This window comes from Arthrobacter sp. sptzw32, from assembly GCF_059089735.1.
Genome location: NZ_JBNHEZ010000001.1, coordinates 511,076 through 536,001, shown reverse-complemented (window position 1 = coordinate 536,001; position 24,926 = coordinate 511,076). Strand labels below are relative to the sequence as shown.

At 64.6% G+C, this 24,926-nt stretch carries 42 protein-coding genes and 1 riboswitch; of the genes, 37 read left to right on the top strand and 5 right to left on the bottom strand.

All coding sequences use genetic code 11. From position 1 onward, the window contains the following. Positions 1-38 precede the first annotated feature (38 nt). The 4 genes from AC5RVN_RS02615 (at position 39) to AC5RVN_RS02600 (ending at position 2,365) form a co-directional block, all read left to right on the top strand. Positions 39-638, top strand: a complete 600-nt coding sequence (locus tag AC5RVN_RS02615; RefSeq protein WP_494040083.1) for a GDSL-type esterase/lipase family protein — start codon at positions 39-41, stop codon at positions 636-638. Positions 639-722: 84 nt separating this feature from the next. Then, positions 723-1,550, top strand: coding sequence for a DUF4097 family beta strand repeat-containing protein (locus AC5RVN_RS02610; protein WP_494040084.1), 828 nt, complete (start codon positions 723-725; stop codon positions 1,548-1,550). Next, positions 1,550-2,167: a PadR family transcriptional regulator gene (locus AC5RVN_RS02605; protein WP_494040085.1), complete on the top strand. Its 618-nt coding sequence runs from the start codon at positions 1,550-1,552 to the stop codon at positions 2,165-2,167. The genes AC5RVN_RS02610 and AC5RVN_RS02605 overlap by 1 nt, the downstream gene beginning before the upstream one ends. 123 nt (positions 2,168-2,290) lie before the next feature. Beyond that, positions 2,291-2,365, top strand: a complete 75-nt coding sequence (locus AC5RVN_RS02600) for a 50S ribosomal protein bL37 (protein ID WP_369299106.1) — start codon at positions 2,291-2,293, stop codon at positions 2,363-2,365. A gap of 118 nt (positions 2,366-2,483) precedes the next feature. On the opposite strand, the gene rsrA is transcribed toward AC5RVN_RS02600, so the two are convergent. Both rsrA and AC5RVN_RS02590 read right to left on the bottom strand, forming a co-directional pair. Beyond that, the gene (rsrA, locus tag AC5RVN_RS02595; protein ID WP_494040086.1) at positions 2,484-2,744 is read right to left on the bottom strand and encodes a mycothiol system anti-sigma-R factor; all 261 of its coding nucleotides are present in this window, start codon (positions 2,742-2,744) and stop codon (positions 2,484-2,486) included. Further along, positions 2,741-3,580 carry a sigma-70 family RNA polymerase sigma factor gene (locus AC5RVN_RS02590; RefSeq protein WP_494137093.1) on the bottom strand — a complete coding sequence of 280 codons (840 nt, stop codon included), beginning with the start codon at positions 3,578-3,580 and terminating at the stop codon, positions 2,741-2,743. The genes rsrA and AC5RVN_RS02590 overlap by 4 nt, the downstream gene beginning before the upstream one ends. Before the next feature lie 206 nt (positions 3,581-3,786). Between AC5RVN_RS02590 and AC5RVN_RS02585 the strand changes: the two genes are divergently transcribed. The 10 genes from AC5RVN_RS02585 (at position 3,787) to AC5RVN_RS02540 (ending at position 12,345) form a co-directional block, all read left to right on the top strand. Next, positions 3,787-4,335, top strand: coding sequence for a DoxX family protein (locus AC5RVN_RS02585; protein ID WP_494040088.1), 549 nt, complete (start codon positions 3,787-3,789; stop codon positions 4,333-4,335). Between the two features lie 7 nt (positions 4,336-4,342). Further along, positions 4,343-5,734 (top strand): 3-phosphoshikimate 1-carboxyvinyltransferase, encoded by a 1,392-nt coding sequence (gene aroA, locus AC5RVN_RS02580; protein WP_494040089.1) that lies wholly within the window; start codon positions 4,343-4,345, stop codon positions 5,732-5,734. Continuing rightward, positions 5,718-6,833, top strand: coding sequence for a ribosome small subunit-dependent GTPase A (gene rsgA, locus AC5RVN_RS02575; protein ID WP_494106403.1), 1,116 nt, complete (start codon positions 5,718-5,720; stop codon positions 6,831-6,833). Before aroA ends, rsgA begins: the two co-directional genes overlap by 17 nt. A 48-nt stretch (positions 6,834-6,881) precedes the next feature. Next, complete coding sequence (gene hisN / locus AC5RVN_RS02570; protein ID WP_494040091.1) at positions 6,882-7,694, top strand: histidinol-phosphatase; 813 nt, start codon at positions 6,882-6,884, stop codon at positions 7,692-7,694. A gap of 159 nt (positions 7,695-7,853) precedes the next feature. Further along, a riboswitch (SAM riboswitch) is annotated at positions 7,854-7,967 on the top strand. Positions 7,968-8,004: 37 nt separating this feature from the next. Further along, positions 8,005-9,441 carry an aminotransferase class V-fold PLP-dependent enzyme gene (locus AC5RVN_RS02565; RefSeq protein ID WP_494040092.1) on the top strand — a complete coding sequence of 479 codons (1,437 nt, stop codon included), beginning with the start codon at positions 8,005-8,007 and terminating at the stop codon, positions 9,439-9,441. 115 nt (positions 9,442-9,556) lie between these two features. Next, positions 9,557-10,315 (top strand): class I SAM-dependent methyltransferase, encoded by a 759-nt coding sequence (locus tag AC5RVN_RS02560; RefSeq protein WP_494040093.1) that lies wholly within the window; start codon positions 9,557-9,559, stop codon positions 10,313-10,315. Positions 10,316-10,346: 31 nt separating this feature from the next. After that, positions 10,347-11,060: a metal-dependent transcriptional regulator gene (locus tag AC5RVN_RS02555; protein ID WP_494040094.1), complete on the top strand. Its 714-nt coding sequence runs from the start codon at positions 10,347-10,349 to the stop codon at positions 11,058-11,060. Positions 11,061-11,072: 12 nt separating this feature from the next. Beyond that, complete coding sequence (locus AC5RVN_RS02550; RefSeq protein WP_494137016.1) at positions 11,073-11,489, top strand: fluoride efflux transporter FluC; 417 nt, start codon at positions 11,073-11,075, stop codon at positions 11,487-11,489. After that, positions 11,489-11,932 carry a FluC/FEX family fluoride channel gene (locus AC5RVN_RS02545; protein ID WP_494137015.1) on the top strand — a complete coding sequence of 148 codons (444 nt, stop codon included), beginning with the start codon at positions 11,489-11,491 and terminating at the stop codon, positions 11,930-11,932. The genes AC5RVN_RS02550 and AC5RVN_RS02545 overlap by 1 nt, the downstream gene beginning before the upstream one ends. Before the next feature lie 44 nt (positions 11,933-11,976). Next, the gene (locus tag AC5RVN_RS02540; protein ID WP_494040097.1) at positions 11,977-12,345 is read left to right on the top strand and encodes a hypothetical protein; all 369 of its coding nucleotides are present in this window, start codon (positions 11,977-11,979) and stop codon (positions 12,343-12,345) included. 43 nt (positions 12,346-12,388) lie between these two features. Here AC5RVN_RS02540 and AC5RVN_RS02535 read toward each other — a convergent pair whose 3' ends face one another. The 3 genes from AC5RVN_RS02535 to AC5RVN_RS02525 all read right to left on the bottom strand — a co-directional run bounded on the left by AC5RVN_RS02535 (position 12,389) and on the right by AC5RVN_RS02525 (position 14,722). Beyond that, on the bottom strand, positions 12,389-13,372 hold the full coding sequence (locus AC5RVN_RS02535) for a S1C family serine protease (protein ID WP_494105393.1): 984 nt from the start codon (positions 13,370-13,372) through the stop codon (positions 12,389-12,391). A 377-nt stretch (positions 13,373-13,749) separates the two neighbouring features. Next, on the bottom strand, positions 13,750-14,148 hold the full coding sequence (locus AC5RVN_RS02530; protein ID WP_494137014.1) for an ImmA/IrrE family metallo-endopeptidase: 399 nt from the start codon (positions 14,146-14,148) through the stop codon (positions 13,750-13,752). Positions 14,149-14,188: 40 nt separating this feature from the next. Then, the gene (locus AC5RVN_RS02525) at positions 14,189-14,722 is read right to left on the bottom strand and encodes a hypothetical protein (RefSeq protein WP_494137013.1); all 534 of its coding nucleotides are present in this window, start codon (positions 14,720-14,722) and stop codon (positions 14,189-14,191) included. Between the two features lie 287 nt (positions 14,723-15,009). On the opposite strand from AC5RVN_RS02525, the gene AC5RVN_RS02520 reads away from it, so the two are divergent. The 23 genes from AC5RVN_RS02520 (at position 15,010) to AC5RVN_RS02410 (ending at position 24,635) form a co-directional block, all read left to right on the top strand. Beyond that, positions 15,010-15,309: a helix-turn-helix transcriptional regulator gene (locus AC5RVN_RS02520; protein ID WP_494137012.1), complete on the top strand. Its 300-nt coding sequence runs from the start codon at positions 15,010-15,012 to the stop codon at positions 15,307-15,309. Between the two features lie 16 nt (positions 15,310-15,325). Beyond that, positions 15,326-15,583, top strand: a complete 258-nt coding sequence (locus AC5RVN_RS02515) for a hypothetical protein (RefSeq protein WP_494137011.1) — start codon at positions 15,326-15,328, stop codon at positions 15,581-15,583. Beyond that, positions 15,568-15,819, top strand: coding sequence for a helix-turn-helix domain-containing protein (locus AC5RVN_RS02510; protein WP_494137010.1), 252 nt, complete (start codon positions 15,568-15,570; stop codon positions 15,817-15,819). Before AC5RVN_RS02515 ends, AC5RVN_RS02510 begins: the two co-directional genes overlap by 16 nt. Before the next feature lie 77 nt (positions 15,820-15,896). Next, entirely contained in the window at positions 15,897-16,250 is a 354-nt protein-coding gene (locus AC5RVN_RS02505; protein ID WP_494137009.1) for a hypothetical protein, read from the top strand. Then, a complete protein-coding gene (locus AC5RVN_RS02500) occupies positions 16,247-16,372 on the top strand; it encodes a hypothetical protein (RefSeq protein ID WP_494137008.1) in 126 nt (41 codons plus the stop codon). Before AC5RVN_RS02505 ends, AC5RVN_RS02500 begins: the two co-directional genes overlap by 4 nt. A 97-nt stretch (positions 16,373-16,469) precedes the next feature. After that, complete coding sequence (locus AC5RVN_RS02495) at positions 16,470-17,486, top strand: hypothetical protein (protein WP_494137007.1); 1,017 nt, start codon at positions 16,470-16,472, stop codon at positions 17,484-17,486. Continuing rightward, complete coding sequence (locus tag AC5RVN_RS02490) at positions 17,483-18,049, top strand: hypothetical protein (protein ID WP_494137006.1); 567 nt, start codon at positions 17,483-17,485, stop codon at positions 18,047-18,049. Before AC5RVN_RS02495 ends, AC5RVN_RS02490 begins: the two co-directional genes overlap by 4 nt. Continuing rightward, entirely contained in the window at positions 18,046-18,408 is a 363-nt protein-coding gene (locus tag AC5RVN_RS02485; RefSeq protein ID WP_494137005.1) for a hypothetical protein, read from the top strand. Before AC5RVN_RS02490 ends, AC5RVN_RS02485 begins: the two co-directional genes overlap by 4 nt. Then, positions 18,405-18,782, top strand: a complete 378-nt coding sequence (locus tag AC5RVN_RS02480; protein WP_494137004.1) for a hypothetical protein — start codon at positions 18,405-18,407, stop codon at positions 18,780-18,782. The genes AC5RVN_RS02485 and AC5RVN_RS02480 overlap by 4 nt, the downstream gene beginning before the upstream one ends. Positions 18,783-18,784: 2 nt before the next feature. Beyond that, positions 18,785-19,288, top strand: a complete 504-nt coding sequence (locus AC5RVN_RS02475; RefSeq protein ID WP_494137003.1) for a single-stranded DNA-binding protein — start codon at positions 18,785-18,787, stop codon at positions 19,286-19,288. Between the two features lie 56 nt (positions 19,289-19,344). Further along, a complete protein-coding gene (locus AC5RVN_RS02470; protein ID WP_494137002.1) occupies positions 19,345-19,653 on the top strand; it encodes a glutaredoxin family protein in 309 nt (102 codons plus the stop codon). Beyond that, on the top strand, positions 19,650-19,781 hold the full coding sequence (locus tag AC5RVN_RS02465; RefSeq protein ID WP_494137001.1) for a hypothetical protein: 132 nt from the start codon (positions 19,650-19,652) through the stop codon (positions 19,779-19,781). The genes AC5RVN_RS02470 and AC5RVN_RS02465 overlap by 4 nt, the downstream gene beginning before the upstream one ends. A 97-nt stretch (positions 19,782-19,878) precedes the next feature. Then, positions 19,879-20,484, top strand: a complete 606-nt coding sequence (locus tag AC5RVN_RS02460; RefSeq protein WP_494137000.1) for a hypothetical protein — start codon at positions 19,879-19,881, stop codon at positions 20,482-20,484. A gap of 210 nt (positions 20,485-20,694) precedes the next feature. Further along, positions 20,695-21,030, top strand: a complete 336-nt coding sequence (locus tag AC5RVN_RS02455; RefSeq protein WP_494136999.1) for a hypothetical protein — start codon at positions 20,695-20,697, stop codon at positions 21,028-21,030. 204 nt (positions 21,031-21,234) lie between these two features. After that, the gene (locus AC5RVN_RS02450; RefSeq protein ID WP_494136998.1) at positions 21,235-21,651 is read left to right on the top strand and encodes a hypothetical protein; all 417 of its coding nucleotides are present in this window, start codon (positions 21,235-21,237) and stop codon (positions 21,649-21,651) included. Continuing rightward, on the top strand, positions 21,648-22,265 hold the full coding sequence (locus AC5RVN_RS02445; RefSeq protein WP_494136997.1) for a hypothetical protein: 618 nt from the start codon (positions 21,648-21,650) through the stop codon (positions 22,263-22,265). The genes AC5RVN_RS02450 and AC5RVN_RS02445 overlap by 4 nt, the downstream gene beginning before the upstream one ends. Further along, complete coding sequence (locus AC5RVN_RS02440; protein WP_494136996.1) at positions 22,262-22,414, top strand: hypothetical protein; 153 nt, start codon at positions 22,262-22,264, stop codon at positions 22,412-22,414. The genes AC5RVN_RS02445 and AC5RVN_RS02440 overlap by 4 nt, the downstream gene beginning before the upstream one ends. Beyond that, positions 22,411-22,899 carry a helix-turn-helix domain-containing protein gene (locus AC5RVN_RS02435; protein ID WP_494136995.1) on the top strand — a complete coding sequence of 163 codons (489 nt, stop codon included), beginning with the start codon at positions 22,411-22,413 and terminating at the stop codon, positions 22,897-22,899. The genes AC5RVN_RS02440 and AC5RVN_RS02435 overlap by 4 nt, the downstream gene beginning before the upstream one ends. Positions 22,900-22,954: 55 nt before the next feature. After that, complete coding sequence (locus tag AC5RVN_RS02430; protein ID WP_494136994.1) at positions 22,955-23,254, top strand: VRR-NUC domain-containing protein; 300 nt, start codon at positions 22,955-22,957, stop codon at positions 23,252-23,254. A gap of 106 nt (positions 23,255-23,360) precedes the next feature. Then, positions 23,361-23,660, top strand: coding sequence for a hypothetical protein (locus tag AC5RVN_RS02425; RefSeq protein ID WP_494136993.1), 300 nt, complete (start codon positions 23,361-23,363; stop codon positions 23,658-23,660). Beyond that, positions 23,657-24,082, top strand: a complete 426-nt coding sequence (locus tag AC5RVN_RS02420; protein ID WP_494136992.1) for a hypothetical protein — start codon at positions 23,657-23,659, stop codon at positions 24,080-24,082. Before AC5RVN_RS02425 ends, AC5RVN_RS02420 begins: the two co-directional genes overlap by 4 nt. Continuing rightward, a complete protein-coding gene (locus AC5RVN_RS02415) occupies positions 24,079-24,288 on the top strand; it encodes a hypothetical protein (protein ID WP_494136991.1) in 210 nt (69 codons plus the stop codon). The genes AC5RVN_RS02420 and AC5RVN_RS02415 overlap by 4 nt, the downstream gene beginning before the upstream one ends. Beyond that, on the top strand, positions 24,285-24,635 hold the full coding sequence (locus tag AC5RVN_RS02410) for a hypothetical protein (RefSeq protein ID WP_494136990.1): 351 nt from the start codon (positions 24,285-24,287) through the stop codon (positions 24,633-24,635). Before AC5RVN_RS02415 ends, AC5RVN_RS02410 begins: the two co-directional genes overlap by 4 nt. Positions 24,636-24,926 lie beyond the last annotated feature (291 nt).

Genomic DNA, 24,926 nt, shown 5'->3' with positions numbered 1-24,926 from the left:
TGGCGACGGGCAGTCAGCACCGAAGTTAAGAGGAACGTGTGGAAGACAGGAAGCTGCGTATCGCAGCTGTAGGCGATGAACTGCTGGCGGGGCTCGGTGACCCTCGGGCACTCGGCTGGCTGGGCCGCGTGTTGGCCCGCACTCCCCAGGACGGCGTGCTCCTGGAGAGCTACGCCCTCCCCTGTCCGCAGGAAGGAACGGAAGGCCTGGCCGCCCGGTGGATGGATGAAGCCGGCCGGCGGTTCAGCGGGCAAACCGAGAACCGCCTGGTGATTGGCCTGTCCGGCCGCGACATCGAATTCGGGCTTTCCACCGCCCGCAGCCGGCTCAATCTTGCCAACATCCTGGACTCAGCGTCCCAGAACCGGCTCGGAGTCTTTGTGGTGGGACCTCCCCCAACCCTGGACCCCGCACAGAACCGCCGCCTGGACGAGCTGAACACAGCCTTCGCTGACGTCACCACCCGCCGGAAGCATCTTTATGTGGATACTTTTTCCCCCCTCCTCAACCACGAACAGTGGCGCCAGGACCTGGCGGCAAACGGGGGCACTCCGGGGCAGGCCGGATATGGGCTGATGGCCTGGCTGGTCCTGCACCGCGGCTGGTTCCAGTGGCTGGGGATGGCCGTACCCGAATAGGTACGGATCGCGATATATCTTGACCCGGGCTGCCCGGGGCGGTACGTTGGGTGCATCACGCGATATATCGTTTTTGGAGGACCAATGGCTGATCAGACCTGGGATGTCACAAGCGCGCAAACCATCGACGTCGACTCGGTGACGTCCCTCAAGCTGGGCATGGTGCGCGGCCGCTTCGATGTGGTGGCGCACCACGAGCCGGTTACCCGGATCGAGATCTCGGAGGTCCGGGGCGACCCCGTGGCCGTTTCACTCGAGGACGGCCGGCTTGAGGTCCGCCATCAGCTGCACGGTCCCCAGGGCTGGTTCAAGAACCTGATGGGAACGGTCAACCATAACAGCGAGAACTACGCAGTCATCAGCATTGCGGTTCCCGCCACTGTTGAGGTGGAGGCAGGCACCGTGAGCGGTGACGGCCTCGTTTCGGGGATGGCGGGCCGCACCCGCCTGAACACTGTTTCCGGTTCTGTCATGTCCGACGGCACTGACGGCGAACTGCACGTCAACACCGTCAGCGGCGAGGTAAGCGCCCGGGACCACAGTGGCGTCCTCACGGCCAAGACTGTTTCCGGCGAGGTAACGGCCTCAGGAAACTTCAGCCACATCCGGGCCAATACGGTCAGCGGCGGCATGAATTTCGACCTGCTGGGCTATACCCAGGACTTCGGTGCTAACTCAGTCTCCGGTGACCTCACCATCCGGATTCCCGACGACGTCGGCGTGGACATCGTCGCCAAGTCTGCCAGCGGAACGGTGGTCATCGACCACCAGGAGTATCACGTGCCCGGCGGCAAAGTAGAAACCATCGCCGGACCTGACGCCAAACTCATGCTGGTCAGGACCAACTCCGTCTCAGGCACCACGTCCATCATCCACAGCGGAGCGGCCGGAAACGCGGAAGAACGGTCCTGATGCCCGCCGTCTTCGCCCACGGCGCCCTGCGGCTCTACCTGCTGTCGCTGCTGGAATCCGGCCCGAAGCATGGCTATGAACTCATCAAGGCGCTCAAGGACAGGTTCGGCGGCACCTACTCCCCCAGCGCGGGCACCATCTACCCGCGGCTGGGGAAGCTCGAGGAAGAAGGGCTGGTGGCCACGGAATCGGCCGGGCGCCGCACCAACTACCGCATCACGCCTGCAGGGGTCGCGGAACTGAACCTGCGGCGGGAAGAACTGGCCGCAGTGGAAAAGGAAATTTCCGTTTCTGTCCGGCGGCTTGCGGACAACCTGCGGGAGGACATCCGCAGCAACATGCGCGGGCTGCGGGCTGACCTCGCAGCCACCGCCGAAGCGGCGCGGGCCGCGGCCGGTTCCGTCGATCTCACTGCCGCCGGGACCAGGTCCGCACCGGAAGGCAAACGCGCCCTTAAAGAAGCCGAGATGTTGCTCCAGTCGTTCCGGGACGACCTCCGAGCCGAGCTGCGCCAGCAGGCGGGCCGGCAGCCCATAAGCCCGGTGGCCCTGGAAACCCTTCGGACGGTGCTGGAACAGGCCCGCATCGCAGTCCGCAACTCCCTTGCGGAAAAATAGCTTTGCCACACGAGAGCTCCATCGAACCGCAGGTCACGTGGCTGTTGCCGGTTCGCGGGGCGCCACATCATGTGGGAGACTTGAGGGCAGCTCTTTTTGAGTACAACAGTAAGGAGGCCAGCTATGAGCAAGCGTGCACGCAAGCGTCGTGACCGTAAGCGTGGCGGCGCGAACCACGGGAAGCGCCCCAACACCTAGGCAAAGGCCAGGTACTACGGTTCACAGCAAAAGAACCCCGGAAGCCACATGGCTTTCGGGGTTCCTTTGTGTTCAGGTGAGGAAATCGCGGCCCTGGCCCTGTGGCCGGACAGCCGAGCTAGACATCCACTGGCCGGATCGAGTGGATCCGGTCCAGGATGGCGTTTTTAAGGTTATCCGGCGCAGCTTCGGTACAGGAGCGCTTGACCATGTTGCGGATGACGCACTCAAGGTCATACTGCTCCGTGCATTCGGGGCATTCATCAAGGTGCGTTTTGATTTCCGTGATGTCCTCACGGGTCAGGGCGCCGTCCAGATACTCATAGATGCGTTGCATCCGGGTATCGTCGCAGTCGCCCAATCCCTGGCAGTCGCTCATTTCCTGTTCTCCTGTTGTGTGCTTTCCGCCGCGTCCTGCTGGGGGGCGGCCGTTTTGAATCCCCGCTCTGCGGCGTACTCTGCGAGCATGTCCCGCAACATCCTCCGGCCGCGGTGGAGCCGGGACATCACCGTGCCGATGGGCGTGTTCATGATGTCCGAAATTTCCTTGTACGCGAAGCCTTCGACATCCGCGAAGTACACCGCAAGGCGGAACTCTTCGGGAATGTCCTGGAGCGCACGCTTGACGTCCGAATCGGGCAGGTGATCCAGCGCCTCTGCCTCTGCGGACCGCAGCCCGCTGGAGGTGTGTGATTCGGCCCTCGCGAGCTGCCAATCCTCGATGGTGTCCGAGTTGGACTGAAGCGGCTCGCGCTGCCGTTTGCGGTACAGGTTGATGTAGGTGTTTGTCAGGATGCGGTACAGCCAGGCCTTAAGGTTGGTACCCGGCTTGTACTGGTGAAACGCAGAGAAGGCCTTGGTGTAGGCCTCCTGGACGAGGTCCTCGGCGTCGGCGGGATTCCGGGCCATGCGCATCGCGGCTGAGTACAGCTGATCGACGTACTGCATGGCATCACGCTCGAAACGGGCGCGGCGCGCCTCCGCGGACTCCATGGAAACATCGACTGCCAAGTCAGTAGTTTCCGCATCAAGCGGCTGTACTTCTGCCGTTGGCTCTGCAGGCCCCGGCCGTGCGTCAGTCTTGGCTTCGCTCTGGGAAGCCTCATACATGGCCGAAACGGCCGGATCCAAGGTGCTCATTGCCTTCAAGTCTACTGTCAGGCTCCGCGCACGCGGTGAGCCGTACCCGCGGGGTTCGGTCTCCAGGGAGTCCATTGCCACCGGGCCTGCTGCGTCAATTCCGTCCAACACCCGCCTCAAGGGCCAACTCCACTCTGTTGTCCGGTGCTTTGTCTGTCGGGCCAGGCTTTCGCGGACCCAGTTTCGATAACCCCGGCCCCCGGGCAAATATTCCCCAAAAGTGCAAGACTAGAACCGACTTCGCCGCACCCGACGCGGTTCGTCCAGCCAGGAGGAAATTCATGTCCTTTGTCCGCACTCTCGCACGGCCAATGTTGGCCTCCAGTTTTGTTCTTGCCGGAATGGATAAGCTCAAAAATGCCGATGACACTGCGCAGCAGCTGTCACCGCTTCTGAGCAAGGCCACGGCGGCGCTGCCGTTCCGGACTGATGAGAAAACGCTGGCCCGGGTCATCGGCGGCACCCAGGTGGGCGCGGGTGTCCTCTTTGGGCTCGGGAAGTTTTCGCGGCTTTCGGCCACCGTGCTGACCGTCATTTCCCTCCTCAACACCTTCGTTGAATGGCGCAGTGCGGACATCAGCAGCAAGGAAGGGCGCGGGAACCGCCGCAGCCAGCTGCTGAAGAACCTCTCGCTGAGCGGCGGGGCACTCCTGGCGTCTGTTGACACCAACGGCAAGCCGGGATTGGCCTGGCGCGCTGAGCACCTGGCTGCCGATGCCAGGAAGGGTGCCGCGCACCTTGCCGCGGACGCCAGGAAGACCACCAACAAGAAGCTGAACAAAGCTGATAAGGCTGTACGCCGCGCCGTTGAACAGGCCACGGGGGCATAAGCAGGACATGACCGCAGCAGCCGCCGCCACCCAGGACAACGCAGGAACGTCCCTTCCCCACTGGCCTGCGCCTTTCGCATCTCGGCCTGTCGATGCCACTGTCAGGGTTCCGGGCTCAAAGTCGCTGACCAACCGGTACCTGGTACTTGCAGCGCTGGCCGAGGGCCCGTCACGCCTGCGCGCGCCGCTGCATTCCAGGGATTCGGCGCTGATGATTGATGCGCTCCGGCAGCTGGGCGCCACCATCACGGAGGTCCCGGGTGACGGCGCGTTCGGTCCGGACCTGGAAGTGGTCCCGCTCCCGGCGGGTGCGGCACCGTCCTCCACGAGGATAGATTGCGGCCTTGCCGGCACGGTGATGCGCTTTGTTCCGCCGCTGGCGGCGCTCCGTAACGGGGCCAGCGAGTTCGACGGCGACCCCCACGCCCGTAACCGGCCCATGGGGGCCATTATCGAAGCTCTCAAGGCGCTGGGGGTGGCGGTCACCGCCGAAGGCGGCAGGGCGCCGTCGTCGTTGCCGTTTGTGGTGGAAGGCACCGGAGAGGTGCGCGGCGGCCACCTGGTCATCGACGCCAGCGCGTCCTCGCAGTTCGTTTCGGCGCTGCTTCTGGTGGGCGCAAGGTTCACCGAAGGACTGCACCTTGAGCACGTCGGGAAGCCGGTGCCGAGCCTCGACCACATCAACATGACCGTAGCCGTCCTGCGCGAAGCCGGGGTTGTTGTTGACGATTCGGTTCCCAACCACTGGGTTGTTGCCCCGGGACCCATCCGCGCCTTCGACCAGAGGATCGAGCAGGACCTGTCCAACGCCGGTCCCTTCCTGGCCGCTGCCCTGGCATCCGGCGGAACAGTCCGCATCCCGGACTGGCCGGAACAGACGCAGCAGGTGGGAGACCTTTGGCGGACCATCCTCACTGAAATGGGCGCGGACGTCACGCTTCGGGACGGCGTCCTCACCGTAACGGGCGGACCTGAAATCAAGGGCGCCGATTTTGCGGACACGAGCGAACTCGCCCCCACCGTGGCAGCGCTCTGCGCGCTGGCCACCGGCCCTTCCCGGCTCAGCGGCATAGCGCACCTCCGCGGCCACGAAACCGACAGGCTGGCGGCGCTGGTCACCGAGATCAACCGCCTGGGCGGTGATGCCGAGGAAACCAGTGACGGTCTGGTGATCCGGCCCGCCCAGCTGCACGCCGGCGTCGTGCGCAGTTACGCCGACCACCGCATGGCCACGGCCGGAGCAATCCTTGGCCTGGCAGTGGAGGGCGTGCAGGTGGAGGACATCGCCACTACCGCGAAAACGATGCCGGACTTCCCCCGGCTGTGGGCGGACATGCTGGCCCAGGCAGGGCCGGCCACAGCCCGCGCGGAAGGTACCACCAGTGGCGCGCAGCACTGACTCCTGGGATGAATCCGATGTCCGCATCAGGCCCAGCAAAAAGGGTTCGCGCCCGCGCACCAAAGACCGGCCCAGCCACGACGACGCCGTAACCGGCCGGATCATCACCGTTGACCGCGGGCGCTACACGGCAGTGGTGGGCGAGGACTCAGGAAACGAACGGGTTGTCATAGCCGCGAGGGCCCGGGAGCTGCGCCGCAACCCGGTGGTGGCGGGGGATTTCGTCTCCCTTGTAGGTGACGTCTCGGGCGAACCGGACACCCTGGCCCGGCTGGTGAAGATCCAGGACCGCCGGACCCTGCTGCGGCGCAGCGCCGATGACACGGACCCGGTGGAGCGGGCTGTGGTGGCCAACGCGGACCAGCTGGTGATTGTGGTGGCTGCGGCCAACCCCGAGCCGCGCACCGGCTTCATCGACCGTGCCCTGGTGGCGGCATACGACGCCGGGATCGAGCCGATCCTGTTGGTCACCAAGGCGGACGTCAAGGATCCGGCGGACCTGCTGTCCAACTACACGCACCTGGACTTCCCGGTGATCATCAGCCGCACTGCCGACTCCAGCGCTTCAGGCATTGATGCCCGTTCCGACGACGGACTCTCCGCACGGCTCGACAGCAAAGCCGTGGCTGAGCTCCGCGCGTACCTTGATGAGAAAGTCACGGTCATGCTGGGGCATTCAGGGGTGGGCAAATCCACCATGGTGAATGCCCTGACCGGCGCGGAACGGGCCACCGGCGGGGTCAACGCCGTGACGGGGCGCGGGCGCCACACCTCGTCGTCGGCGCTGGCGTTGAGACTGGCAGACGCACCTGTAGGCAGCTGGATCATCGACACCCCCGGCATCCGTTCATTCGGCCTGGCCCACGTGGATCCGGACCGGATCCTGCGCTCCTTCCCGGACCTCTCCCCCGGCATCGAGGACTGCGAACGCGGTTGCAAGCACACCGCCACCGCGGTGAACTGCGGACTCGACGCCTGGGTGGGCGGCGGCCACGCCGGCGCCACGGGGGCAGCACGGCTCGCTTCGCTGCGGCGCCTGCTGGGCACCGACCCACGCCTGGAGGCGCAGGAGACCAAGGAACTGGGAAGCGTCAACTGACAAGGCCGACCTCCCAGCAGAACCCCGCACAGACGGTAGTTTGGAACCATGATCCAACCCGCTTCAAGCTACAACGATGACCTGCGCCTGGCCCACGTCCTGGCGGACTCCGTGGATGACCAGACCATGAGCCGCTTTAAGGCCCAGGACCTCCACGTGGAGACCAAGCCGGACCTGACGCCGGTCACCGACGCGGACAAGGCCGCAGAAGAAGCCATCCGCGGCCAGTTGTCCCGGTCCCGCCCGCGTGACGCCGTGCTCGGGGAAGAGTTCGGCAGCACCGGCCACGGGTCCCGCCGCTGGATCATCGACCCCATCGACGGCACCAAAAACTTCGTCCGCGGCGTCCCCGTGTGGGCAACCCTGATCGCACTGGTGGATGAAGGCGAGCCCGTCGTCGGAGTGGTGAGCGCACCGGCCCTGGGAAAGCGCTGGTGGGCGGCCAAGGGCATGGGCGCCTACATGGGACGGTCACTGGCGGCCGCCACCCGGCTCCGCGTCTCCAACGTCGCCAACCTGTCCGATGCTTCGCTGTCCTACTCGAGCCTGGGCGGCTGGAAGGAACGCGGCAGCCTGGACAATTTCCTGGGCCTTACCGAGGATGTCTGGCGGACCCGTGCGTACGGCGACTTCTGGTCCTACTGCATGGTGGCTGAAGGCTCGGTGGACATCGCCTGCGAACCCGAACTCAACTTGTACGACATGGCGGCACTTGTGCCGATCGTGGTCGAGGCGGGTGGCCGCTTCACCTCCCTGGAGGGTGAGGACGGGCCCTTTGGCGGCAACGCGCTGGCCACAAATTCCATCCTGCACTCCGAGGTTCTCCGCCGGCTGAACCCTGACCTTGACGATCTCCTCTAAGCGTCTGCATCGAACAATCAGCGGCGGGCGCCTCCCCAAGGAGGCGCCCGCCGTCGTTTTCTTCGGCCATAGCGGGACTTTTCAGTCGGTGCGTAACAAAACGCTTAACATTCCAGCCGGCTTCGAACCTTCCTGCTGCATGTCCTACGCTCTTAACCAGGTCACGAGTGCCAGCGCGAAACCCCGGTTTGCTGGCCGGCAACCCTCCAACCGCGGTGGGGTGCCCCGGGTGACGACCAGGCCGGTCCGGAACGGATGCGGCAAGCGCGGATTCCCGGTGCTGGGAGTCCTTTCAGAGTGAGGTCTGCCCGTGACTACTGCCACCGTCTCCCCCAACGCCGCCGCCCAGCCAGAATTTGTCCAGTCTGATGCTGCCGCCTTCGACGCCCGCCGGGCTGTTGCCGGGCGGCCGCTTTCCGCCGTCACCGGCGCCGAAATCCAGGCGCCGCTGATCTCCGGCGGGCACGTCCGGTACGCCAACCTCGACTACGGAGCCTCTGCTCCCGCCCTCTCCGTGGTCTCGGCCTACCTCAACGAGATCCTGCCGTTCTACGCCAGCGTCCACCGCGGAGCCGGCTACGCGTCCCAGATCAGCACGTCCGTTTATGAAAACGCCCGCAACATCGTGCGCGGATTCGTGGGCGGCCGTCCGGATGATTCGGTGATTTTTACCCGGAACACCACTGATTCGCTGAACCTGCTGGCTGGATGCCTGCCGGAAACGGATGGCCGGCCCGACGGCGACGTCCTGTACCTGGACATCGAGCACCACGCAAACCTGCTTCCGTGGCAGGGCGTCCCCCACCGCAGCATTGTCGCCGCCGACACCATCGCCGGGACCATCGAGTCGGTCCGCGCCGAACTGGAGCAGGGCGGCGTGAGCCTGCTTGCTGTCACCGGTGCCTCCAACGTCACCGGGGAAATCCTTCCCGTCCGGATCCTGGCCACTTTGGCCCACGAACACGGCGCACGGATTGTGGTGGATGCCGCCCAGCTGGCACCGCACCGCCGCATCAATATCGCAGCAGACGGCGTGGACTACCTCGCCTTCTCCGGCCACAAGCTCTACGCACCGTTCGGCGCGGGCGTGCTGGTGGGACGCACGGACTGGCTGGACGCCGGAACGCCGCATCTCGCAGGGGGAGGCGCCGTCAAGGAAGCAAGGCTCGACGGCGTCAGCTGGGCCACCGGCCCGGCCCGCCACGAGGGCGGCTCCCCCAACGTCCTGGGCGCAGCCACTCTGGCACGCGCCACACAGGTGATTGCCGGGCTTGACCAGGACCAGTGGCACGCCCACGAGTCCGCCATCCGCTCGTACCTGGTGGAAGGCCTGCAGAGGATCGACGGCGTAACCGTCCACACGATCTTCAAGGACACGAACCCGGACACGGACACCATCGGCGTGGTCAACTTCTCCGTGGAAGGCTACGACGCCGGACTGGTGGCCGCCTACCTGTCTGCTGAGCACGGTGTGGGCCTGCGCGACGGCCGCTTCTGCGCCCACCCGCTGCTGAAGCGTCTCGGCCTGCCCTCCGGTTCACTGCGCGCCAGCTTCGGCGTCGGCTCACGCCTTGAGGATGCCGAACGGCTCCTTGCCGGCATCGAGTCGCTGCGCCGCCACGGCCTTGGGTGGGACTACGTGGTGGACGCCGGGCGCTGGGTCCCCGCCAACGACACCCGCACCTACCCGCACTGGGCCCCCAACACGCCGGGAACCGCCGGCGCGGCCCCCTGCCTCGACGACTGAGCTCCCTGCCGGGAGCTCCTGTTGCTGCCCGCTGGTTCTGCCTTCTGGCCTTGCCGGCACGACGGGTACGGTAAATTCGAAGGATACCCAGGGCATCAGGCGAAGGAGGCCACACGTGGTACGGGGCGGCCCCAAACTTGATCACGGACGGCGACGGGAGCTCGGCCAGAGCTTCCAGGACGGTGGCCGGCATTACCAGCAGGTCCGCCCTGGCTACCCGGAAGAATCCGCGCAGTGGCTGGTGCCGCAGGGAGCCCTTGACGCCCTCGACGCCGGAGCCGGCACCGGAAAGTTCACCGAACTGCTGCTGGGCCTGGGCCTTACCGTCACCGCCTTGGACCCCTCCGCCGACATGCTCGAACAGTTGCAGGCGCACTACCCCGGCGCCACGGCGGTCCATGCCACCGCAGAGGCAACGGGCCTGCCACCGGAGGCCTTCGACGTCGTCAGTGTTGCCCAGGCCTGGCACTGGTGCGATGCCCTGGCCGCGAGCACGGAACTGGCACGCGTCCTGCGTCCGAACGGAACGCTGGGACTGGTCTGGAACCAGCTGGATACATCGGTTCCCTGGGTCCACCGGCTCTCCCGGATCATGCACGCCGGGGACGTGTACAAACCGGACTTCCGCCCGCTCGTGGGACCGGAGTTCAAGGGGCTTGAGGGCCATGTGACCCATTGGCAGGACCGCGTCACCACCACGGACCTGGTGGAACTCACCAAGTCGCGAAGCTATTACCTCCGCGCAGGTCAAGCAATCCGGGACAAGGTGCTGGCCAACCTGGACTGGTACCTCCACGAGCACCTGGGACACGGCCAGGATGAAGAGCTTGACCTGCCCTACCTGACGCTCACCTGGCGGGCCTTCAAAGCGTGACGGGAAACGGGCAACGGGTAGGCTTGGAGCTGTGAAGACCAGCGCGCCCTCCTCCTCCATCGAGGATTACGTCAAGGTCATCTATTCGTTCACTGAGTGGCAGGACAAGCCCATCACGTCCTCCCAGCTGGCTCAGCGGCTCGGTGTTGCCAATTCTTCAGTCTCCGAGATGGTCCGCAAGCTGAAGGACCAAGGGCTTGTCGACCACAAGCCCTACAGTGCCATCACGCTCACGGACGCCGGCGTTAGGCTGGCACTGTCCATGGTGCGGCGCCACCGCCTGATTGAGACCTACCTTGTCCAGCAGCTGGGCTACAGCTGGGATGAGGTCCATGACGAAGCTGAACTGCTGGAGCACGCAGTCTCAGACACGTTTATTGAGCGCGTTGCCGAAAAACTTGGGAACCCGCAGCGTGATCCGCACGGCGACCCCATTCCCACGGCGGACGGGAAGGTGCTGATGCCTCCGGCCCACCTGATGGGTGAGCTGGACCAGGGCCATACCGGCCGGATCACCCGGATCAGCGACGAAAACCCGGACCTGCTCCGCTACCTTTCCGCGGAGGAGATTGACCTCGACGCCGAAGTGGAGGTGGTGGGCCGCAAGCCGTTCGGCGGTGCCCTGGTAGTGCGGATCAGGAATGCGGGCAGGACCAGGGACTATGACCTCGCGGACGAAATCACCTCGGCACTGTGGGTGCACAGCGACCATCCGCACCCGGGCTGCCTGCTGGGAGAGAGCTGAATGCACGCCGGCATGCCGGCAGGCCGCGCGTGGCTTGCTGTTGCCGCCGGAGGCCTACTCGGCACTGAACTGCGGTACGGACTGGGGCTGGTGTTCCCGGATGCTGCTGGCTCGGTGCCGTGGGCCACGTTGTGGATCAACGTGGCGGGCAGCTTCGTGCTGGCCGCGCTGACTACTGTCTGGATCGCCAGGCCGCATACCGCGTTCTGGTTGCGGGCCGGGCTGGGGCCTGGGCTGGTTGGGTCCTTCACGACGTTTTCTGCGGTGGTGTTTTCGGTGGACCAGCTGGCCCGGGCGGGGGCGCATGTGTTGTGGGTGGCCTACCTGGTGTTGTCGGTTGTTCTGGGGTTGGCCGCGGCCGGCGTGGGATGGCGTTTCGGCACGCTGGTGGCCCGGCGCCACGAAAGCTTGCCTGGTACCCCCTCGTGATGGCTGCTGTTCTGGTGGGCCTGTTCGGCATCGCGGGAGCCCTTCTGCGCTTCGCGGTGGACAGCTGGTTCGCCCATCACACCTCCATCCGGACCGCCAATGCGGTTGGTGCTTCCCCTGCCGGTCCCGGTCCCGGTCCCGGTCGCGGCTGGAAGGCCAGGGCGAGGCTGCACTGGCCCTGGGCCACGCTGCTGGTGAACGTCCTGGGCTGCTTTCTCATCGGCGTTTCCCACGCCATGGCGCTGAAGCTGGGGCTGGCTCCGGAATGGCAGACGGCACTGGCAACGGGGCTGGCAGGCGGTCTCACCACCTTCAGTTCCTGGACCACGGCGACGGTGCGGCTGCTGGCTGAAGCGCGGTTCGGCTCCGCCATGTGGAATGTGGCGGCCAACCTTATCCTCGGCTTTGGCGCTGCCGGGGCCGGCCTTAAGCTGGCCGCTTAGCGCAGCCGCTGACGATTTGGCAGGCTCCCGTATGGTGGATGGTGATGATTAGCAGACGTGACGCGGCCATTGCCCTTGATGTACCGATGGAAATGGCCCAGCGCCACGGCCTTCCAAAGTGGATGACCGAGGCCGAACTGGGCGAGATCCTGGACAACCCGCCGCCCTGGCTGGTCCAGTCCCGCGCCAACCGTACCGGCAAGCGGGCTGTCTGGGTCCATCTTGAGTGCGCCGTCTGTGGATACGAAGAAGCAGCGCGGCCAAAGAAGTGGTGGCCCGACTTTACCTACGTTGTGTGCGGCCACCATCGGCCTGAGGATGTTCCGCGCGTGCGCGAGGGATACGTCCGCAGCGAGTTCGACGGCGTCGGCACGCGTTTCGTGGGCATTGCGGACGTGCCGGGGCAGGACTAGCGCTACACCAGCCACGGCATCTGCGGCCACCGCACCGTGCACGTTACTTTCCGTTGCTGGTCATCTCTTCGGGGACGGCGATGAGACGGATTTCCGTGCCGTCCCGGAGCACCGCGAGCTGGAGGGGTTCGCCGATGGCGTCCGAGAAGAGCAGCCGCTGAAGGCTTTCGGCATCGCTGACAGGGCGTCCGCCGGCGGCAAGGAGGATGTCCCCTGCTGCCAGGCCTGCCTTGTCCGCCGGAGAACCGGGAAGCACCTCCACCACCCGCAGCGCATCCCGCTGGCCCGTTCTGATGACGGCACTGGGGGTGAGCCGGGTTGGCGTGCTGACGAGGCCAAGGTAGGCCCTGCGTACCCGTCCATCCTTGAGCAGGGCCGAGATGATGCGCTGGGTGGTGGCGTTGATGGGGATCGCCAGGCCAAGGCCGGCACCTGCAACTGCAGTGTTGATGCCAACGATTCGGCTGTGCGTATCCGCCAGCGCTCCGCCGGAGTTGCCCGGGTTCAGCGCGGCGTCTGTTTGGATGACATCCTCGATGACCCGCCTGTTGCCGGCGGACCAGACAGGAATGGCCCGGCCGAGACCGCTGACTACTCCCGCCGTCACCGAACCGGACAGGCCCAAGGGGTTGCCCACGGCCACCACGAGCTGGCCTACCCGCAAAGACTCCGCAGCGCCGAACTGCGCCGGTGGTATCCGCGGTGGTCTGCCGTGAACTACAGCAAGATCGGACAACGGATCGGCGCCCACAAGCTCCAGCTCCATCCGGCTGCCATCGGCGAACACCGCGTGCCCGCGCTGGGTACCGGCTACCACGTGGGCATTGGTCAGAAGGTAGCCGTCTTCGGTGAAAAGCACGGCCGAACCGGCTCCTACACGCATGCGGCCGTTGCGGCGCGGGGCAGACATCTCCAAGGCGGCAACGTGAGGTGTAACGGCGGCGGCCACGCGCATGACTGTCTGCGAATACGAATCCAGCGCGTCGACGTCGGGCGCTTCCGAAACTGGCTCGCTGCTTTGGTTCATGGGGCACCTCCTGCATGTAGCCGGATCCCGGCGGTCTGCACGTCCGGGTCCTACCCGAGACAACGACCGGGCGGCTGCCACTAGTCCCGCCTGCGCTACGCCTTGGGTGAACGATGCCTGGACGCGGGGACTTGCAGCGCGCGGGCACCTGCCACGGGCAAAGAAAAACACCCCGGTCCGCAGACCGGGGTGTTATCTGATGAGTCGGCCCATCCGTAAGGATGTGCCGACGCATATCAAATGTGGAGATGGGGGGAATTGAACCGCCCCAGCCACCAGCTATAGCCCCGGAAAATGCCTACATTCCGCGAGTCCGTACGACTCGAAACTACCATCTACAACCGGATAAGACGCTTCCTGTGCACATTGTGCACAGGCTATACGGAGCATTCGAAGCGCCGCTGCAGGCGCGTCCTGGCCTCCTCCGAGAGGCTCCCGATCCAATCCGAGAGAACGCTTCGGGTCACCATGACGTCCTCGGCCAACTCATCGAGCGAGTGCGCCCACGGCGCGTGTTCCCATACCGCTTCCCAGGACACGAGACGGGCAGCGGCAGCAGCACGGACCTTCTTCTCGATGGCCGGCGGTTGGCAGTCTCGGTGCCCTGCCTCGATGTGGACCAGCTCGTGGTAGATAGCGCAGCGCCGCTCCCGGTAGGTGAGGCGGTCATCCAAGTAAATGGTCCTGCCGTCCGTGGCGGCAACAAGGAACCCGGGCAGGCGGTGGGTGACGATACGCACACCCATCGACTCAGCCAAGCGTTCCCCCGATTCCATGCCGCCACCATAGGGGACGGTACCGACAAGCGCCGGTTTGTTACTCCCGTTCCTGGGATTCCTCGCCGCGCTTTGCCGAGTGTGCTGCTTCCCGTTTTCCCTCGGATTCAGGCTCAGTCATGCCGGCCATCTTGGCGAAGTCGATGCGGGAGGGCTCGGACTTGGATGTGGGGAACTGCACAACATTGTCGGAGTTAGCTTCGACTGACTTGCGCCGGCTGCCGTCCATCCAGTTCATGAGTTCCCCGGCCGTGTTTCGGAGGACATCCTGGGACTCCTGCGGGAGGCGTCCAGCGCCCCAGAGGACGAGGTCCGCGTCCCGGTCGTCTCCGACGTCGACGCCAAGGGTCCGGGCAGCTGCCAGGACGAGTTCGCGGGGGCTGATGCTGAAGGCTTTGGAGAGTCCGGCGAAGGTCTCCGGTGAGGGCATGCGGGTGAAGCCGTCTTTGACGATGGACTGTAGTGCGCGTGCTTTGGGGACGCCTCCGGCGCGTTTGGAGATCGTCTCGTAGGAGTCGTCCCGCTTGTGCATCAGGACGAGCTGCTGGAAGTTGGGGCCTGCGTTCGTGGTCATGCTCTGAGCTTTCCTGTGGGCTGCCTTGGGGCGCAACGCCGGTAGTGGGCACTATGCCTACCGATAGGCGGTACACCTAATTTTAGGTTCCGCCTACCAGAAATAACCCCCCATCCCTCTACTGATTAGTAGCGGTGCGGAAAACACGCACTGTCAGTGCTTGACGCAACGCCTACCGGTAGGCAATACTCAAAGGGCAGCAGATAACAGGCAAACCGCCTACCGAAACAGAAGGAGAGCTCATGTCACCCTGGCGCACTAAGGCCCGTTGGCCGAAAGGAACGTACATGCGACTGGTCTCAAAGGAAGCACTCCGCGCATTCCTCATCACGCAGAAGGACATCGAAGCCCACAAGGCCGGGGCCCCGATCCCGCACAAGATGACCCAGCGTGGTCTGGCTGACCGCGTCGGCGTCCATCCGTCATTCATCAACCACCTCACCAGCGGCCGGCGCCGCTGCCTGGAACCGGAGACGGCATCCCGCATCGCGGAGGTACTCAACATCCCTCTTGAGGTCCTTTTCGAGCCCGTTGCGCCGTCTGCCAAGCGGCAAACCACGCGCTCACAGCGTCTACAAGCAGCCTGAGAAAGGACACGCCGACATGACACAAGGAATGGCCCTGGAAGACACCAGTTGGACCGAAGAAGCCGTGGAGAGGATCGCGGAACTCGCCCGCCGGGGAGGAACTGTCACTGCCGACGACCTGCGGAGAAACCACCGCCCAGCACCCCACCCCAACAAAGTGGGAACCGCGTTCAAGATCGCCCGCTCCCGCGGCCTCATCCAGCAGGCAGGGATCAGCAACTCGAAGCACCGGTCACGGCACGGCGGCATCCTCCGGGAATGGATCGCATCGTGACCACCTACTACACAGTCCCCGAGGTAGCCACCATGTTCCGGGTCTGCGAAGAGACCGTCCGCCGCAGGGTCCGCGGGAACAAGTGGCCAGCCTGGCGGGACGGGACACAGATCCGCTTCGGAGAGGAAGACATCGAAGCGATCCGCAACAAAGGCCAGCAGGCGCCGCGGCAGAGCAAGGAAGACCGCAGGGCCAGGAACAAGAAGATCCGGTCCACCGCCATCTTCACCCAATAGAAAAGGGCCCCGCAGCCGGCCAAAGCATCGCGGGACCCATGAACAAGCAAGAAGCTCATCTACCGGAAGGATACCCGATGTACACCTACCACTTCACGAAACGGCAGGCCGAAACCGCTGCCCGCGCCACCATCGTCAACTACTTCGAGCGTTACCCGAACGAGTGGCAGGACGAAGAGGCCCTGGCCTACGACATCAGTGGACTCCTGGGCATCAAGCCCGAACCCAACTACGTCGCCGCCGCCCTGCAGTCCCTCGATGATCTCCGCAAAGTGGAGAACGGCACCCACATGGACCTGGACGCGAATGACCGGGAGGACCTGATCGAGCGCTTTGAGGGCGACCTCCTCACCGCCGTCCGCGACGTCATCACGTCCTTCCCCTTCGGTGGCCGGGATGTCTTCATCCCCACCATGGAGCTTGCAGCGTGAGCCCCCGCCAGCTCCGGGTCCGGTCCACCGTCCGCTTCGCGGTCCTCGTCCTCGCACTGGCCGCCTGGCTGGTCCTCGCCCACGCCATCCCGGCCGCCATCGCACTGGCGGTGGGACTGTGATCTGTTTCTGCCGCGGCTACGGCCTATGCCCCAACTGCGACTCCCACACCTGCAACGGCAACTGCCAGTGCGACGACATAGACCAGAAGGAAGCCCGATGACCACTTTCCGAGAGCCCACAGGCAAACCCCCGTGGCCCATCACCCTCATCGCCGGAGCGGAGAAGGCCGGCAAGTCCTACTCATGCGCCCTCGCATCCTCCTCTGACCTCATCGGAGAAACCTTCTGGATCGGCGTGGGCGAGGACGACCCGGACGAGTACGGCGCAATCCCCGGGGCCCGCTTCAAGATCGCCCAGCATGACGGGACCTACCGCTCAATCCTCGCCGCCCTCGAAGCAGCAGCCGCAGCACCGCGGGTAGACGGCAAGCCCAACCTGATCATCCTCGACTCGGCCACCCGCCTCTGGGAACTCCTGTCGGATGAGGCACAGGTCCTGGCGAACCGCCGCCGGAAGAACAACAACCCGGACCAGGACTCCCCCATCGGCATGGACCTCTGGAACCGGGCAACGGACCGGTGGCAGTCCGTGGTCAACGTCCTCCGCCGTCACGAGGGCCCGTCTCTGGTCACGGCACGCCTCGACGTCGTCACCGTCCTGGACGATTCCGGGAAACCGACCAAGGAGAAGACCTCCAAGATCAAGTCCCAGAAGTCCCTGCCCTACGACGTCGGGATTGTCGTGGAGATGCCCGCCCGTGGGGAAACCTTCATCACCGGTGCTCGGTCTTTGAAGATGGACGTCCGCCTGGATGAGCGGAAGTCCTACAAGAACTTCACCGTGCACGAGCTGTGGACCACCTTGGGCCTCGGTGAAGAGGGAGCAACCGCTCCCCGGCAGCACGCCGACGTGGACGCCACCGCTTCCGCTCAGGAGCAGCGGCCGGTAGCGGTCCAGCAGCAGCATCAGAGTGGGGACGCTGCAGCGGTAAGCCTCAGCCAGTACCGGCAGGAGCAGCCCAACTGGGACGCGCTGCTGGATGCCGCGAAGAACAGCCGGGACATGCTCCTGGATCTCCTCGCCAAGGCCAACGGCATGAAAGCCCCTCAAGAAACCATCGACAAGATCACCGCGGCAGGCAAAGCCCTGCGGGAACGGAGCGCAGCAGCATGAGCATCAAGACCGAGAACCTCCGCATTGCCCTCATCAAGACCTTCGCGGACGCCCTCATGGACTACATGAAGGACGCCCGGGGCGAGCACCTGGAGCAGCTGCTGGAGAAGTACGAGGAGGAGGGCACCAAGTCCTTCGCCATCGTCCTCCCGGACGGGACCCGCGTCGGAAACATCACCCTGCCGGAGGGGAAGCCTTCGGACCAGACCGTGGACGAGGCGGCCCTCTTCGAGTGGGCGGAAGCTCAGGGCGGCATTGATGAGGAAGTCATCCCGGCCACCCGGAAGCGGATCGTAAAGAAGGTTCGGGCCTCCTGGTTGGCCGAGAAGATCAAGAACGCCATCGAGGGAGACGACGGGGAACTTATCGACGTCGTCACCGGCGAAGTCATCCCCGGTGTCCGCCGTGTCCCGGGCAAGGCTCCCTCGTCCTTCACCATTACCTACGCCAAGGACGGTCGGGAGAAGATCGCCACCGCGTACCGACGGGGACTCCTCAACGACCTTGCTGCCGGTTCCGCACTCCCCCAAATTGAGGCTCACCAGCAGGCAGCCGCTGCGTGACCACTCCCACCGCCAACGATGTCGTCCTCCTCCTGGCCCGTCTGGGCCGGGAGTTGGACGCCAAGCAGGGCGAGATTAGCCGTCTTGATGAGGAAGCGGTCCGGCTCCGCTCACGGTACGAGATCAGCCTCTCCCGCTCCTTCCTCCAGGCAGAGGGGCCAATGGATGTCCGGAAGCACCAGTCCATCATCGACGCAGCATCCTACAAGCTGGACGCCGAGATCGCTGACCAGAAGCTCCGGGCGGCCCGGGAGTCCATCCGAGTCCTCCGCGACCGGCTCGACATCGGACGGTCCCTCAACTCAGCAATCAAGTCCGAGTGGGCCGCTCAGCCGGCCGGGCAGCAGGGGGCGGCATGAGCAAGAACACCGGCTTCACCCGGCAGCAGAAGATCACCATCTCCACCCGTGACCTCGGATGCGTCATCCACGGCGCGGGCGGGGAATGCGTCGGGGATCTCCTGCACCATCACCGGAAGGGCCGCGGCGCCGGCGGGGTGAAGTCCCGCAACCGGGTAGCGAACGGCCTCCTGGTCTGCTCCCGCTGGAACACCCTCGTGGAAGACATGCCGGACCTCGCAGCCCAAGCCCGGAAGAACGGCTGGAAGCTCCGCACGGACCACGAGATCGACACCCTCCCCGTCTACATCCCCAAGCTCGGCGCCTTTGTCTTCCTGGACGACGCCGGCAACTACCTCGACATGCAGCACCAACCACTACAGAAAGCAGCCTAAACATGGCCGGCGAAACAACGATCACAGTGATCGGCAACCTGACCAACGACCCGGAACTCCGTTTCACCCCGAGCGGTAGCGCGGTGTCGAACTTCACCATTGCTTCCACCCCGCGGACCTTTGATCGGAACAGCAACGAGTGGAAGGACGGGGAGACCCTCTTCCTCCGGGCCGCGGTCTGGAAGGAAGCGGCCGAGAACGTTGCGGAGTCCCTGACCAAGGGCATGCGCGTCATCGCCCAGGGCCGCTTGAAGTCCCGCAGCTACGAGACCAAAGAGGGCGAAAAGCGCACCTCCATGGAGCTCGAAGTGGACGAAATCGGGCCGAGCCTCCGGAGCGCGAACGCCAAGGTGAACCGCACCCAGCGCAGCACTCAGGGCGGTGGTAACAACCAGGCAGCCTCCGGTAACTGGGGCGGTAACCAGCAGCAGGACCAGTGGGCGGGTAACTCCACCGCCACTGCCGGCGGCTGGGGCAACGGCCCCGACACTGAACCCCCGTTCTAAACCCCTGGTGGCGGGCGCTCAGGCCCGCCACCTGAACCCCCAGATAGGAACACGTTTTGACCATCACCGACCTCACACCTCGCATCGAAGCCCGCGACGGCGTAGCAGTCACTGTCTACACCAAGTCCGAGTGCTGGGGTTGCGGCAAGACCAAAGAACTCCTGGACCGCGCCGGAATTGAGTACACCGAAGTGGACATGGAGCAGGACCAGGCCGCATACCGCTACGTGACCGAGACCTTGGGCTATAAGCAGGCGCCCACTGTCGTCGTCTCCGCCCCTGAAGGGGAACGCCACTGGTCAGGGCTGCAGCCCCACAACATCCGGAAGCACATCACCCACCGTGGTGAAGAGGCCGCGGCGTGAAGACCATTGCCCTCAAGCCGCCCAAGCCGGTCCTGAACATCCCCCGCCGGCAGACGGACATCATCCTCCGCTCCTCGTGCGACAAGCCGCTAAACCGCACCGAAGAGTGCGCCGGCTGCACCAAGTAGACCCGCGCCGCAGCGCCTGCAGAACCGGGCCACGCGCAACACCCGGGGCTCCCACGCCACTAGTGGGAGCCCCCCCACCCCCTTGGAAGGACATTCGATGAACGCAATTACCGAACGGGACATGCTGGATCTGCTGCTTGCCCGTTACAACACCGAAAGGCAAGGCACGATAGCGGACCGCTGGACCCGGGCCGAACACGTCCGCAGCACTCAGGACTACCGGGAGCTGCTGAGCATTGCTGACTTCATCGCCATCGACAAGTACAGCAGCTCACAGGCAATGCACGGGCACGAGGTGAAAGTCTCCCGATCTGACTGGCTCACCGAATTGCGGGACCCAACCAAGGCCGAGCGCATCAAGCGGTACTGCAACTTCTGGTGGCTCGTCATCCCTGACGCCTCCATCGTGAAGCCGGGCGAACTGCCCGAAGACTGGGGCCTCATCCTGAAATCAGGCAACGCGCTCCGAACCAAGGTCAAGGCGCCCGAACTGGACACCGAGCCGCTCACACTGGACTTCCTCGCAGGGCTGGCATCGGCCGTCCAGCGCACAGCTTGCCGTGAACCACTCAGGCACGACGCAAGAACCATCAGTCGATGGAACTCCACCCGCGGCTACTACGCACAATGCCAAGCCTGCGGAGAGCCCGCTCCCTGTCCTCTCCACCAGCCACGTGCAGCAGAACGACAGGTGGCAGCTTGAGCACGAAGCAGGCGTACCGGGTCCAGCACCGAAAACCGCACTTGTATACCTGCCAATGCGGGAAGGTCTACTCCTCCACCAGGGACGAGGCCAGACGCCTTAGACGGGAGATCGCAGGGCCCGACGCGCTGCTGGAGGTGTGTCGGTTCTATGAATGCGAATACGGCAGTTGGCACTGGACCCGCCGGGTCCCGAACTGGAGTGAATGAAATGGCGTGGTTCAACGCAGACGACAAGATGCACTCACACCCGAAGTCGAGGGCCGCAGGGCTCGAAGCGATCGGACTGTGGACCCTGGCCGGGACCTACTGCACCGACTACCTCACGGACGGTGCAGTGCCGGAATGGTTCGTGGACTCCTGGCCCCGCGGCAAGACCCTCGCCGGGAAGCTCGTCAAGGCAGGGTTCTGGGACGTCACCGAGGACGGTTGGCAGTTCCGGGCATGGGCCGAATACCAGCGCACACGGGAACAGGTCCTGATCGACAAAAAGAAAGCCGCAGACCGCAAACGAAAGTGGCAGGAAGAACACGGCAAGAACGGATAAGGAACGCCGTTCCGTCACCGTTCCGAACGCCAGAAGAACGGCGGCGGCACAAGTGCCCAAGACCAAGACCAAGACCAAGTACTTAACTCACCCAGGTGCCACTCCAGTTCTAAAGACCTTGGGGTAAAGAAATCGGTCGATCGTCGCTTAGGTGATAGGCCCACCGGGACGCACGACGATTCACATTTGATCAAGGAGAAATCCATGTACAAGCTCACGGACCAGGAAGGCGCGAGGCTGACCGCCATCATGACGAACACCCGCCCGGACTGGATCCCGAACAAGCCCGGGCTGGTGCTCAAGGAAGCGAACGAGGGTGAGGGGTTCCCGGGTCGGGACTTCGGGCATTGCGTCCGGGCCCTCGCCCACTACGCCACCCAGGTGGACGCCTCTGGGGCTCATGCGAAGCGGACCCCGAACTTCTACCCGCAAGACGGGAAGCACTGGACGGCCACAGCACCCGAGGACTGGCAATCACCCAGGAGCTGGAAACCCTGCGAAGACCACCCCACATTCGAGGCCTCCTGCTGCAGGGCCTGCTGGGGAGACATCAAAGCCGGCCTCCGCCCGGAGAACATGCTCGGCAAACACCACACACCAGAAAGCGAAACCGAATCATGACCAAGACTGACCACTTCCGCCGTTTCACCATCGACACCGAGGACCACGCGATGGCCGTCCTGCTAGACCAGGGCATCTACCGGCACCTGCGCTTCAAGGCTCCCGGTACCGGCATGTACTGGTTCGACGTCATTACATGGCCCGGCAACCTGACCATCAGGGGCGACATGGGCAGCTACACCTTCGCCCGCCTTGAGGACATGTTCGAGTTCTTCGGTGGTCGTGCCCCGGGATACGTCAACGAGGGCTACTGGGCAGAGAAGCTGGTCGCCGTGGATAAGCAGAGCCCGGCGAAGGAGTTTGACGAGGACCTGTTCAAGCAGCAGATCCTCCAGGACTTCTGGGAACGTCGGGAGTACTTCGAGCCGGAAGATGCCCGCATGGTCTGGGAAGCCATCCTGGACCAGATCCTCGATGACTACAGCGACCGGCACGATGCGAACGCCTGCCACGCCCTCCTGCAGGACTTCCAGAGCCCCATGCCGGGATTCAACTACCACGACGCATGGGACTGGGGCAGCTTCGACGACTACGGCCTCCACTTCGTCTGGTGCCTCCATGCCATCACCCACGCCATCCGCACTTACCGAGCAGCAAAGGCAGTCGCAGCATGACCCCCGTGCAGGAGGCCGCTGTGAAGGACCTCATCAAACTCGCGGAGTCCCGGCATGGCAGCCTCTACTGCCACGTCACCACCTTCGAGCTGCGCACCGCACTCGGCATGGACACAACTAACTGGCCCTACGTAGGAGACCTCAAATGACCACCACCCGAACCCGCCAAGCCAAGATCGACCGCCAAGACGTCAAGCGCCTGGTCCACCAAGGCTGGACAACCGAAGACATCGCCAGGCACCTCGAAGCACACCCCTCCACCATCAGCCGCATCCGCACCGAACTCGGCATCGGCATCCCACCCAAGAAGATGACCCCGGACCGCCTCAACAAACTCGAAACCATGCTCGACGACGGATGGTCCTTCAAAGAAATCCACCGCACCGAAGGCGTAGACATGGAAACCCTCCGCAGATACTTCCCCGGCCGCCAATGGACCAAAGAACAAACCATCGAATACCTCCGCCTCCGCCGCATGGAAAACCCCAAACACTTCAACGCCCGCCCAAAGACCTACGACCACACCAAGTACGAGGGCAACCAGAACCGCCACAGCACGGCAGGAACGCCGCAAACACCCCCGAACGTCTCCATGCCCACGGAAGGCACTGATAGTGCGGCAGACAGGCACTGAGCGCGTTACCGGACATGGGGAACAACGCGTATATGGGTTTCATTTGCGGCCGGGGATGTCTGAGCGGGAGTTCCAGGGGATTGTGATGGAGGTGGCGCAGTTGCATGGGTTCGAGCTGGCGTATCACACGCACGATTCCCGGCGTTCAGCTCCTGGGTTCCCGGATCTGGTCCTCGTGTCGACGCGTCGGGCACGGGTCCTCTTCCGGGAGCTGAAGACGGACAAGGGCCGGACCTCGCCCGATCAGCTCAAGTGGCTGGCTGGCCTGACGGCGGCGGGTGCTGATGCTGGTGTGTGGCGGCCGGCGGATCTCGTGTCGGGGCGGATCGTGGCGGAACTATCCGGCAAAGCGTGACCAATCCACGCACTGTCAGTGCTTGCTTGTGGTACTGGTAGGCGGTAGAGTAGGCACTAGCAGCAGACATCGGCCAGGGATGGCCCACCCGAAGGGGGAACAAACAATGAGCAACCCAAACCAGCCCGTCATCTTCGAACAATTCGAAGCGCTGGAAGAGTACCTATCCGACCTGAACTACGAGCACGGCTGCGACCACACAGCCATCCTCACCGAAGGCATCCTGTACTCGGCATTCTGCACCGACCCGGACGGCGCGTGGATCTTGGAGACAGGCGATCCCCGGGAACGCATGACCTACCAGATGCCCGAGGACATCGAACAGACCTACCAGCCGCTCTACCTCGACCACATTAAGAACTGCGAGACGTTCGCAGTCCTCTACTCTCCGGAGGTGCGAGCATGACCGTCAGAACCTACAACGTGGGCGTGACCAAGTGCGCCGGCACCTGCGGCCGCCTTCTCCGCTCCTCACGCCACACCCTCACCCAAGCACCCGGCACCGTCCGCCGATACGCCAACAACATGTGCCACCGCTGCCACGCTGTTGCCGACCAGAAAGCCAAAGAGTACGCCCAAGCAATCCGGCCCTGCCGCAACTGCAACCACCCCACACGGCCGCAGAAGCTGAAGTCCGCCGACGCACCCGGCACGAGGAAGCGGATCGGGGACCTGTGCCAGCGCTGTGACGCGTCCTGCGAATGGGTGGCGCCCGAGGTTGTGACCGCGGCGGTGTCCTCTCTGGAGGCGTACATCCGGGCCCGTAGGGCTCGTGGCATCCCGCCCGAGGGCTTGACGGTCCAAGATGACATGGGCCTCGCATCATGACCGCCGGGGAACTCCAGAAACTGGGCGCCGAAGCCGACCAGCAGGCTCGCCTGGTGGAGGGCATGACCGACCAGCTACTCCTCCGCGGCGCTGTAGCTGCGGCTGAGACGTTCGGGCAGCCGGTCACGAACACGCACCCCATCGCTAAACTCCGGCGCATGGACCCCAACCTCCGGAACACCATCACCAAAGTGGCCACAGCATGAGCACTGAAACCGAGCCGCTCCGCTGCCTGCACTGTGACCAGACCAAGGCCGAGATCAAGCGGGACCAAACCATCTGCGGAATCGTGAGCGGGTACGAGTACCAAGAACTCACCGACGAATGGCCGAACCACCGGTGGGCAGACTGGAAAGACCGCGAGCTGCCCAAGTTCATCCTTCCGGGGTTCCGCGACCTCTACCGCCGTACACAGGTCACCCAGTTCGAATGGCTGCCCTGCGATCACACCACCATCGGCCACAAGTACCCGGCCGACCCGGAATCGATTGAGTACTACGGCGGCGCGGACCAGTGCATGTTCTGCGGCGCCCAGAAGCAGGCGGCAGCATGAACGCCCACGCCGAGCCGCTGACTGTTGAGTACGTGGACCTCGAACTCGAACGCTGGGCAGCCGCCGGCTTCCCCATCTCAGAGGACAATGAGGGGACGGCACGATCGCCCCGGCGGACGCAGAGTGCCGGCTGCCCGACACCGTACGCCAGCGGGAACCAACCACGATCAACCTACCTAGCGCCCGATACCCAGGAGATACCCAGACATGATCGCGGCTAACGGAAGCGGCCCCAAGTGAGATGGCACTGCCACGTCTGCGGGCACTGGCACGGAGCCGAGAATTGTACCG

Excerpts from the sequence above, each read along its gene's own strand:
- AC5RVN_RS02610 (WP_494040084.1), top strand. The coding sequence starts at position 723 with ATGGCTGATCAGACCTGGGATGTCACAAGCGCGCAAACCATCGACGTC.
- AC5RVN_RS02605 (WP_494040085.1), top strand. The coding sequence starts at position 1,550 with ATGCCCGCCGTCTTCGCCCACGGCGCCCTGCGGCTCTACCTGCTGTCG.
- rsrA (WP_494040086.1), bottom strand. The coding sequence starts at position 2,744 with ATGAGCGACTGCCAGGGATTGGGCGACTGCGACGATACCCGGATGCAA.
- AC5RVN_RS02590 (WP_494137093.1), bottom strand. The coding sequence starts at position 3,580 with ATGGACTCCCTGGAGACCGAACCCCGCGGGTACGGCTCACCGCGTGCG.
- AC5RVN_RS02585 (WP_494040088.1), top strand. The coding sequence starts at position 3,787 with ATGTCCTTTGTCCGCACTCTCGCACGGCCAATGTTGGCCTCCAGTTTT.
- aroA (WP_494040089.1), top strand. The coding sequence starts at position 4,343 with ATGACCGCAGCAGCCGCCGCCACCCAGGACAACGCAGGAACGTCCCTT.
- hisN (WP_494040091.1), top strand. The coding sequence starts at position 6,882 with ATGATCCAACCCGCTTCAAGCTACAACGATGACCTGCGCCTGGCCCAC.
- AC5RVN_RS02550 (WP_494137016.1), top strand. The coding sequence starts at position 11,073 with ATGCCGGCAGGCCGCGCGTGGCTTGCTGTTGCCGCCGGAGGCCTACTC.
- AC5RVN_RS02545 (WP_494137015.1), top strand. The coding sequence starts at position 11,489 with ATGGCTGCTGTTCTGGTGGGCCTGTTCGGCATCGCGGGAGCCCTTCTG.
- AC5RVN_RS02540 (WP_494040097.1), top strand. The coding sequence starts at position 11,977 with ATGATTAGCAGACGTGACGCGGCCATTGCCCTTGATGTACCGATGGAA.
- AC5RVN_RS02535 (WP_494105393.1), bottom strand. The coding sequence starts at position 13,372 with ATGAACCAAAGCAGCGAGCCAGTTTCGGAAGCGCCCGACGTCGACGCG.
- AC5RVN_RS02530 (WP_494137014.1), bottom strand. The coding sequence starts at position 14,148 with ATGGAATCGGGGGAACGCTTGGCTGAGTCGATGGGTGTGCGTATCGTC.
- AC5RVN_RS02525 (WP_494137013.1), bottom strand. The coding sequence starts at position 14,722 with ATGACCACGAACGCAGGCCCCAACTTCCAGCAGCTCGTCCTGATGCAC.
- AC5RVN_RS02520 (WP_494137012.1), top strand. The coding sequence starts at position 15,010 with ATGCGACTGGTCTCAAAGGAAGCACTCCGCGCATTCCTCATCACGCAG.
- AC5RVN_RS02515 (WP_494137011.1), top strand. The coding sequence starts at position 15,326 with ATGACACAAGGAATGGCCCTGGAAGACACCAGTTGGACCGAAGAAGCC.
- AC5RVN_RS02510 (WP_494137010.1), top strand. The coding sequence starts at position 15,568 with ATGGATCGCATCGTGACCACCTACTACACAGTCCCCGAGGTAGCCACC.
- AC5RVN_RS02505 (WP_494137009.1), top strand. The coding sequence starts at position 15,897 with ATGTACACCTACCACTTCACGAAACGGCAGGCCGAAACCGCTGCCCGC.
- AC5RVN_RS02495 (WP_494137007.1), top strand. The coding sequence starts at position 16,470 with ATGACCACTTTCCGAGAGCCCACAGGCAAACCCCCGTGGCCCATCACC.
- AC5RVN_RS02490 (WP_494137006.1), top strand. The coding sequence starts at position 17,483 with ATGAGCATCAAGACCGAGAACCTCCGCATTGCCCTCATCAAGACCTTC.
- AC5RVN_RS02480 (WP_494137004.1), top strand. The coding sequence starts at position 18,405 with ATGAGCAAGAACACCGGCTTCACCCGGCAGCAGAAGATCACCATCTCC.
- AC5RVN_RS02475 (WP_494137003.1), top strand. The coding sequence starts at position 18,785 with ATGGCCGGCGAAACAACGATCACAGTGATCGGCAACCTGACCAACGAC.
- AC5RVN_RS02460 (WP_494137000.1), top strand. The coding sequence starts at position 19,879 with ATGAACGCAATTACCGAACGGGACATGCTGGATCTGCTGCTTGCCCGT.
- AC5RVN_RS02455 (WP_494136999.1), top strand. The coding sequence starts at position 20,695 with ATGGCGTGGTTCAACGCAGACGACAAGATGCACTCACACCCGAAGTCG.
- AC5RVN_RS02450 (WP_494136998.1), top strand. The coding sequence starts at position 21,235 with ATGTACAAGCTCACGGACCAGGAAGGCGCGAGGCTGACCGCCATCATG.
- AC5RVN_RS02445 (WP_494136997.1), top strand. The coding sequence starts at position 21,648 with ATGACCAAGACTGACCACTTCCGCCGTTTCACCATCGACACCGAGGAC.
- AC5RVN_RS02440 (WP_494136996.1), top strand. The coding sequence starts at position 22,262 with ATGACCCCCGTGCAGGAGGCCGCTGTGAAGGACCTCATCAAACTCGCG.
- AC5RVN_RS02435 (WP_494136995.1), top strand. The coding sequence starts at position 22,411 with ATGACCACCACCCGAACCCGCCAAGCCAAGATCGACCGCCAAGACGTC.
- AC5RVN_RS02430 (WP_494136994.1), top strand. The coding sequence starts at position 22,955 with ATGTCTGAGCGGGAGTTCCAGGGGATTGTGATGGAGGTGGCGCAGTTG.
- AC5RVN_RS02425 (WP_494136993.1), top strand. The coding sequence starts at position 23,361 with ATGAGCAACCCAAACCAGCCCGTCATCTTCGAACAATTCGAAGCGCTG.
- AC5RVN_RS02420 (WP_494136992.1), top strand. The coding sequence starts at position 23,657 with ATGACCGTCAGAACCTACAACGTGGGCGTGACCAAGTGCGCCGGCACC.
- AC5RVN_RS02415 (WP_494136991.1), top strand. The coding sequence starts at position 24,079 with ATGACCGCCGGGGAACTCCAGAAACTGGGCGCCGAAGCCGACCAGCAG.
- AC5RVN_RS02410 (WP_494136990.1), top strand. The coding sequence starts at position 24,285 with ATGAGCACTGAAACCGAGCCGCTCCGCTGCCTGCACTGTGACCAGACC.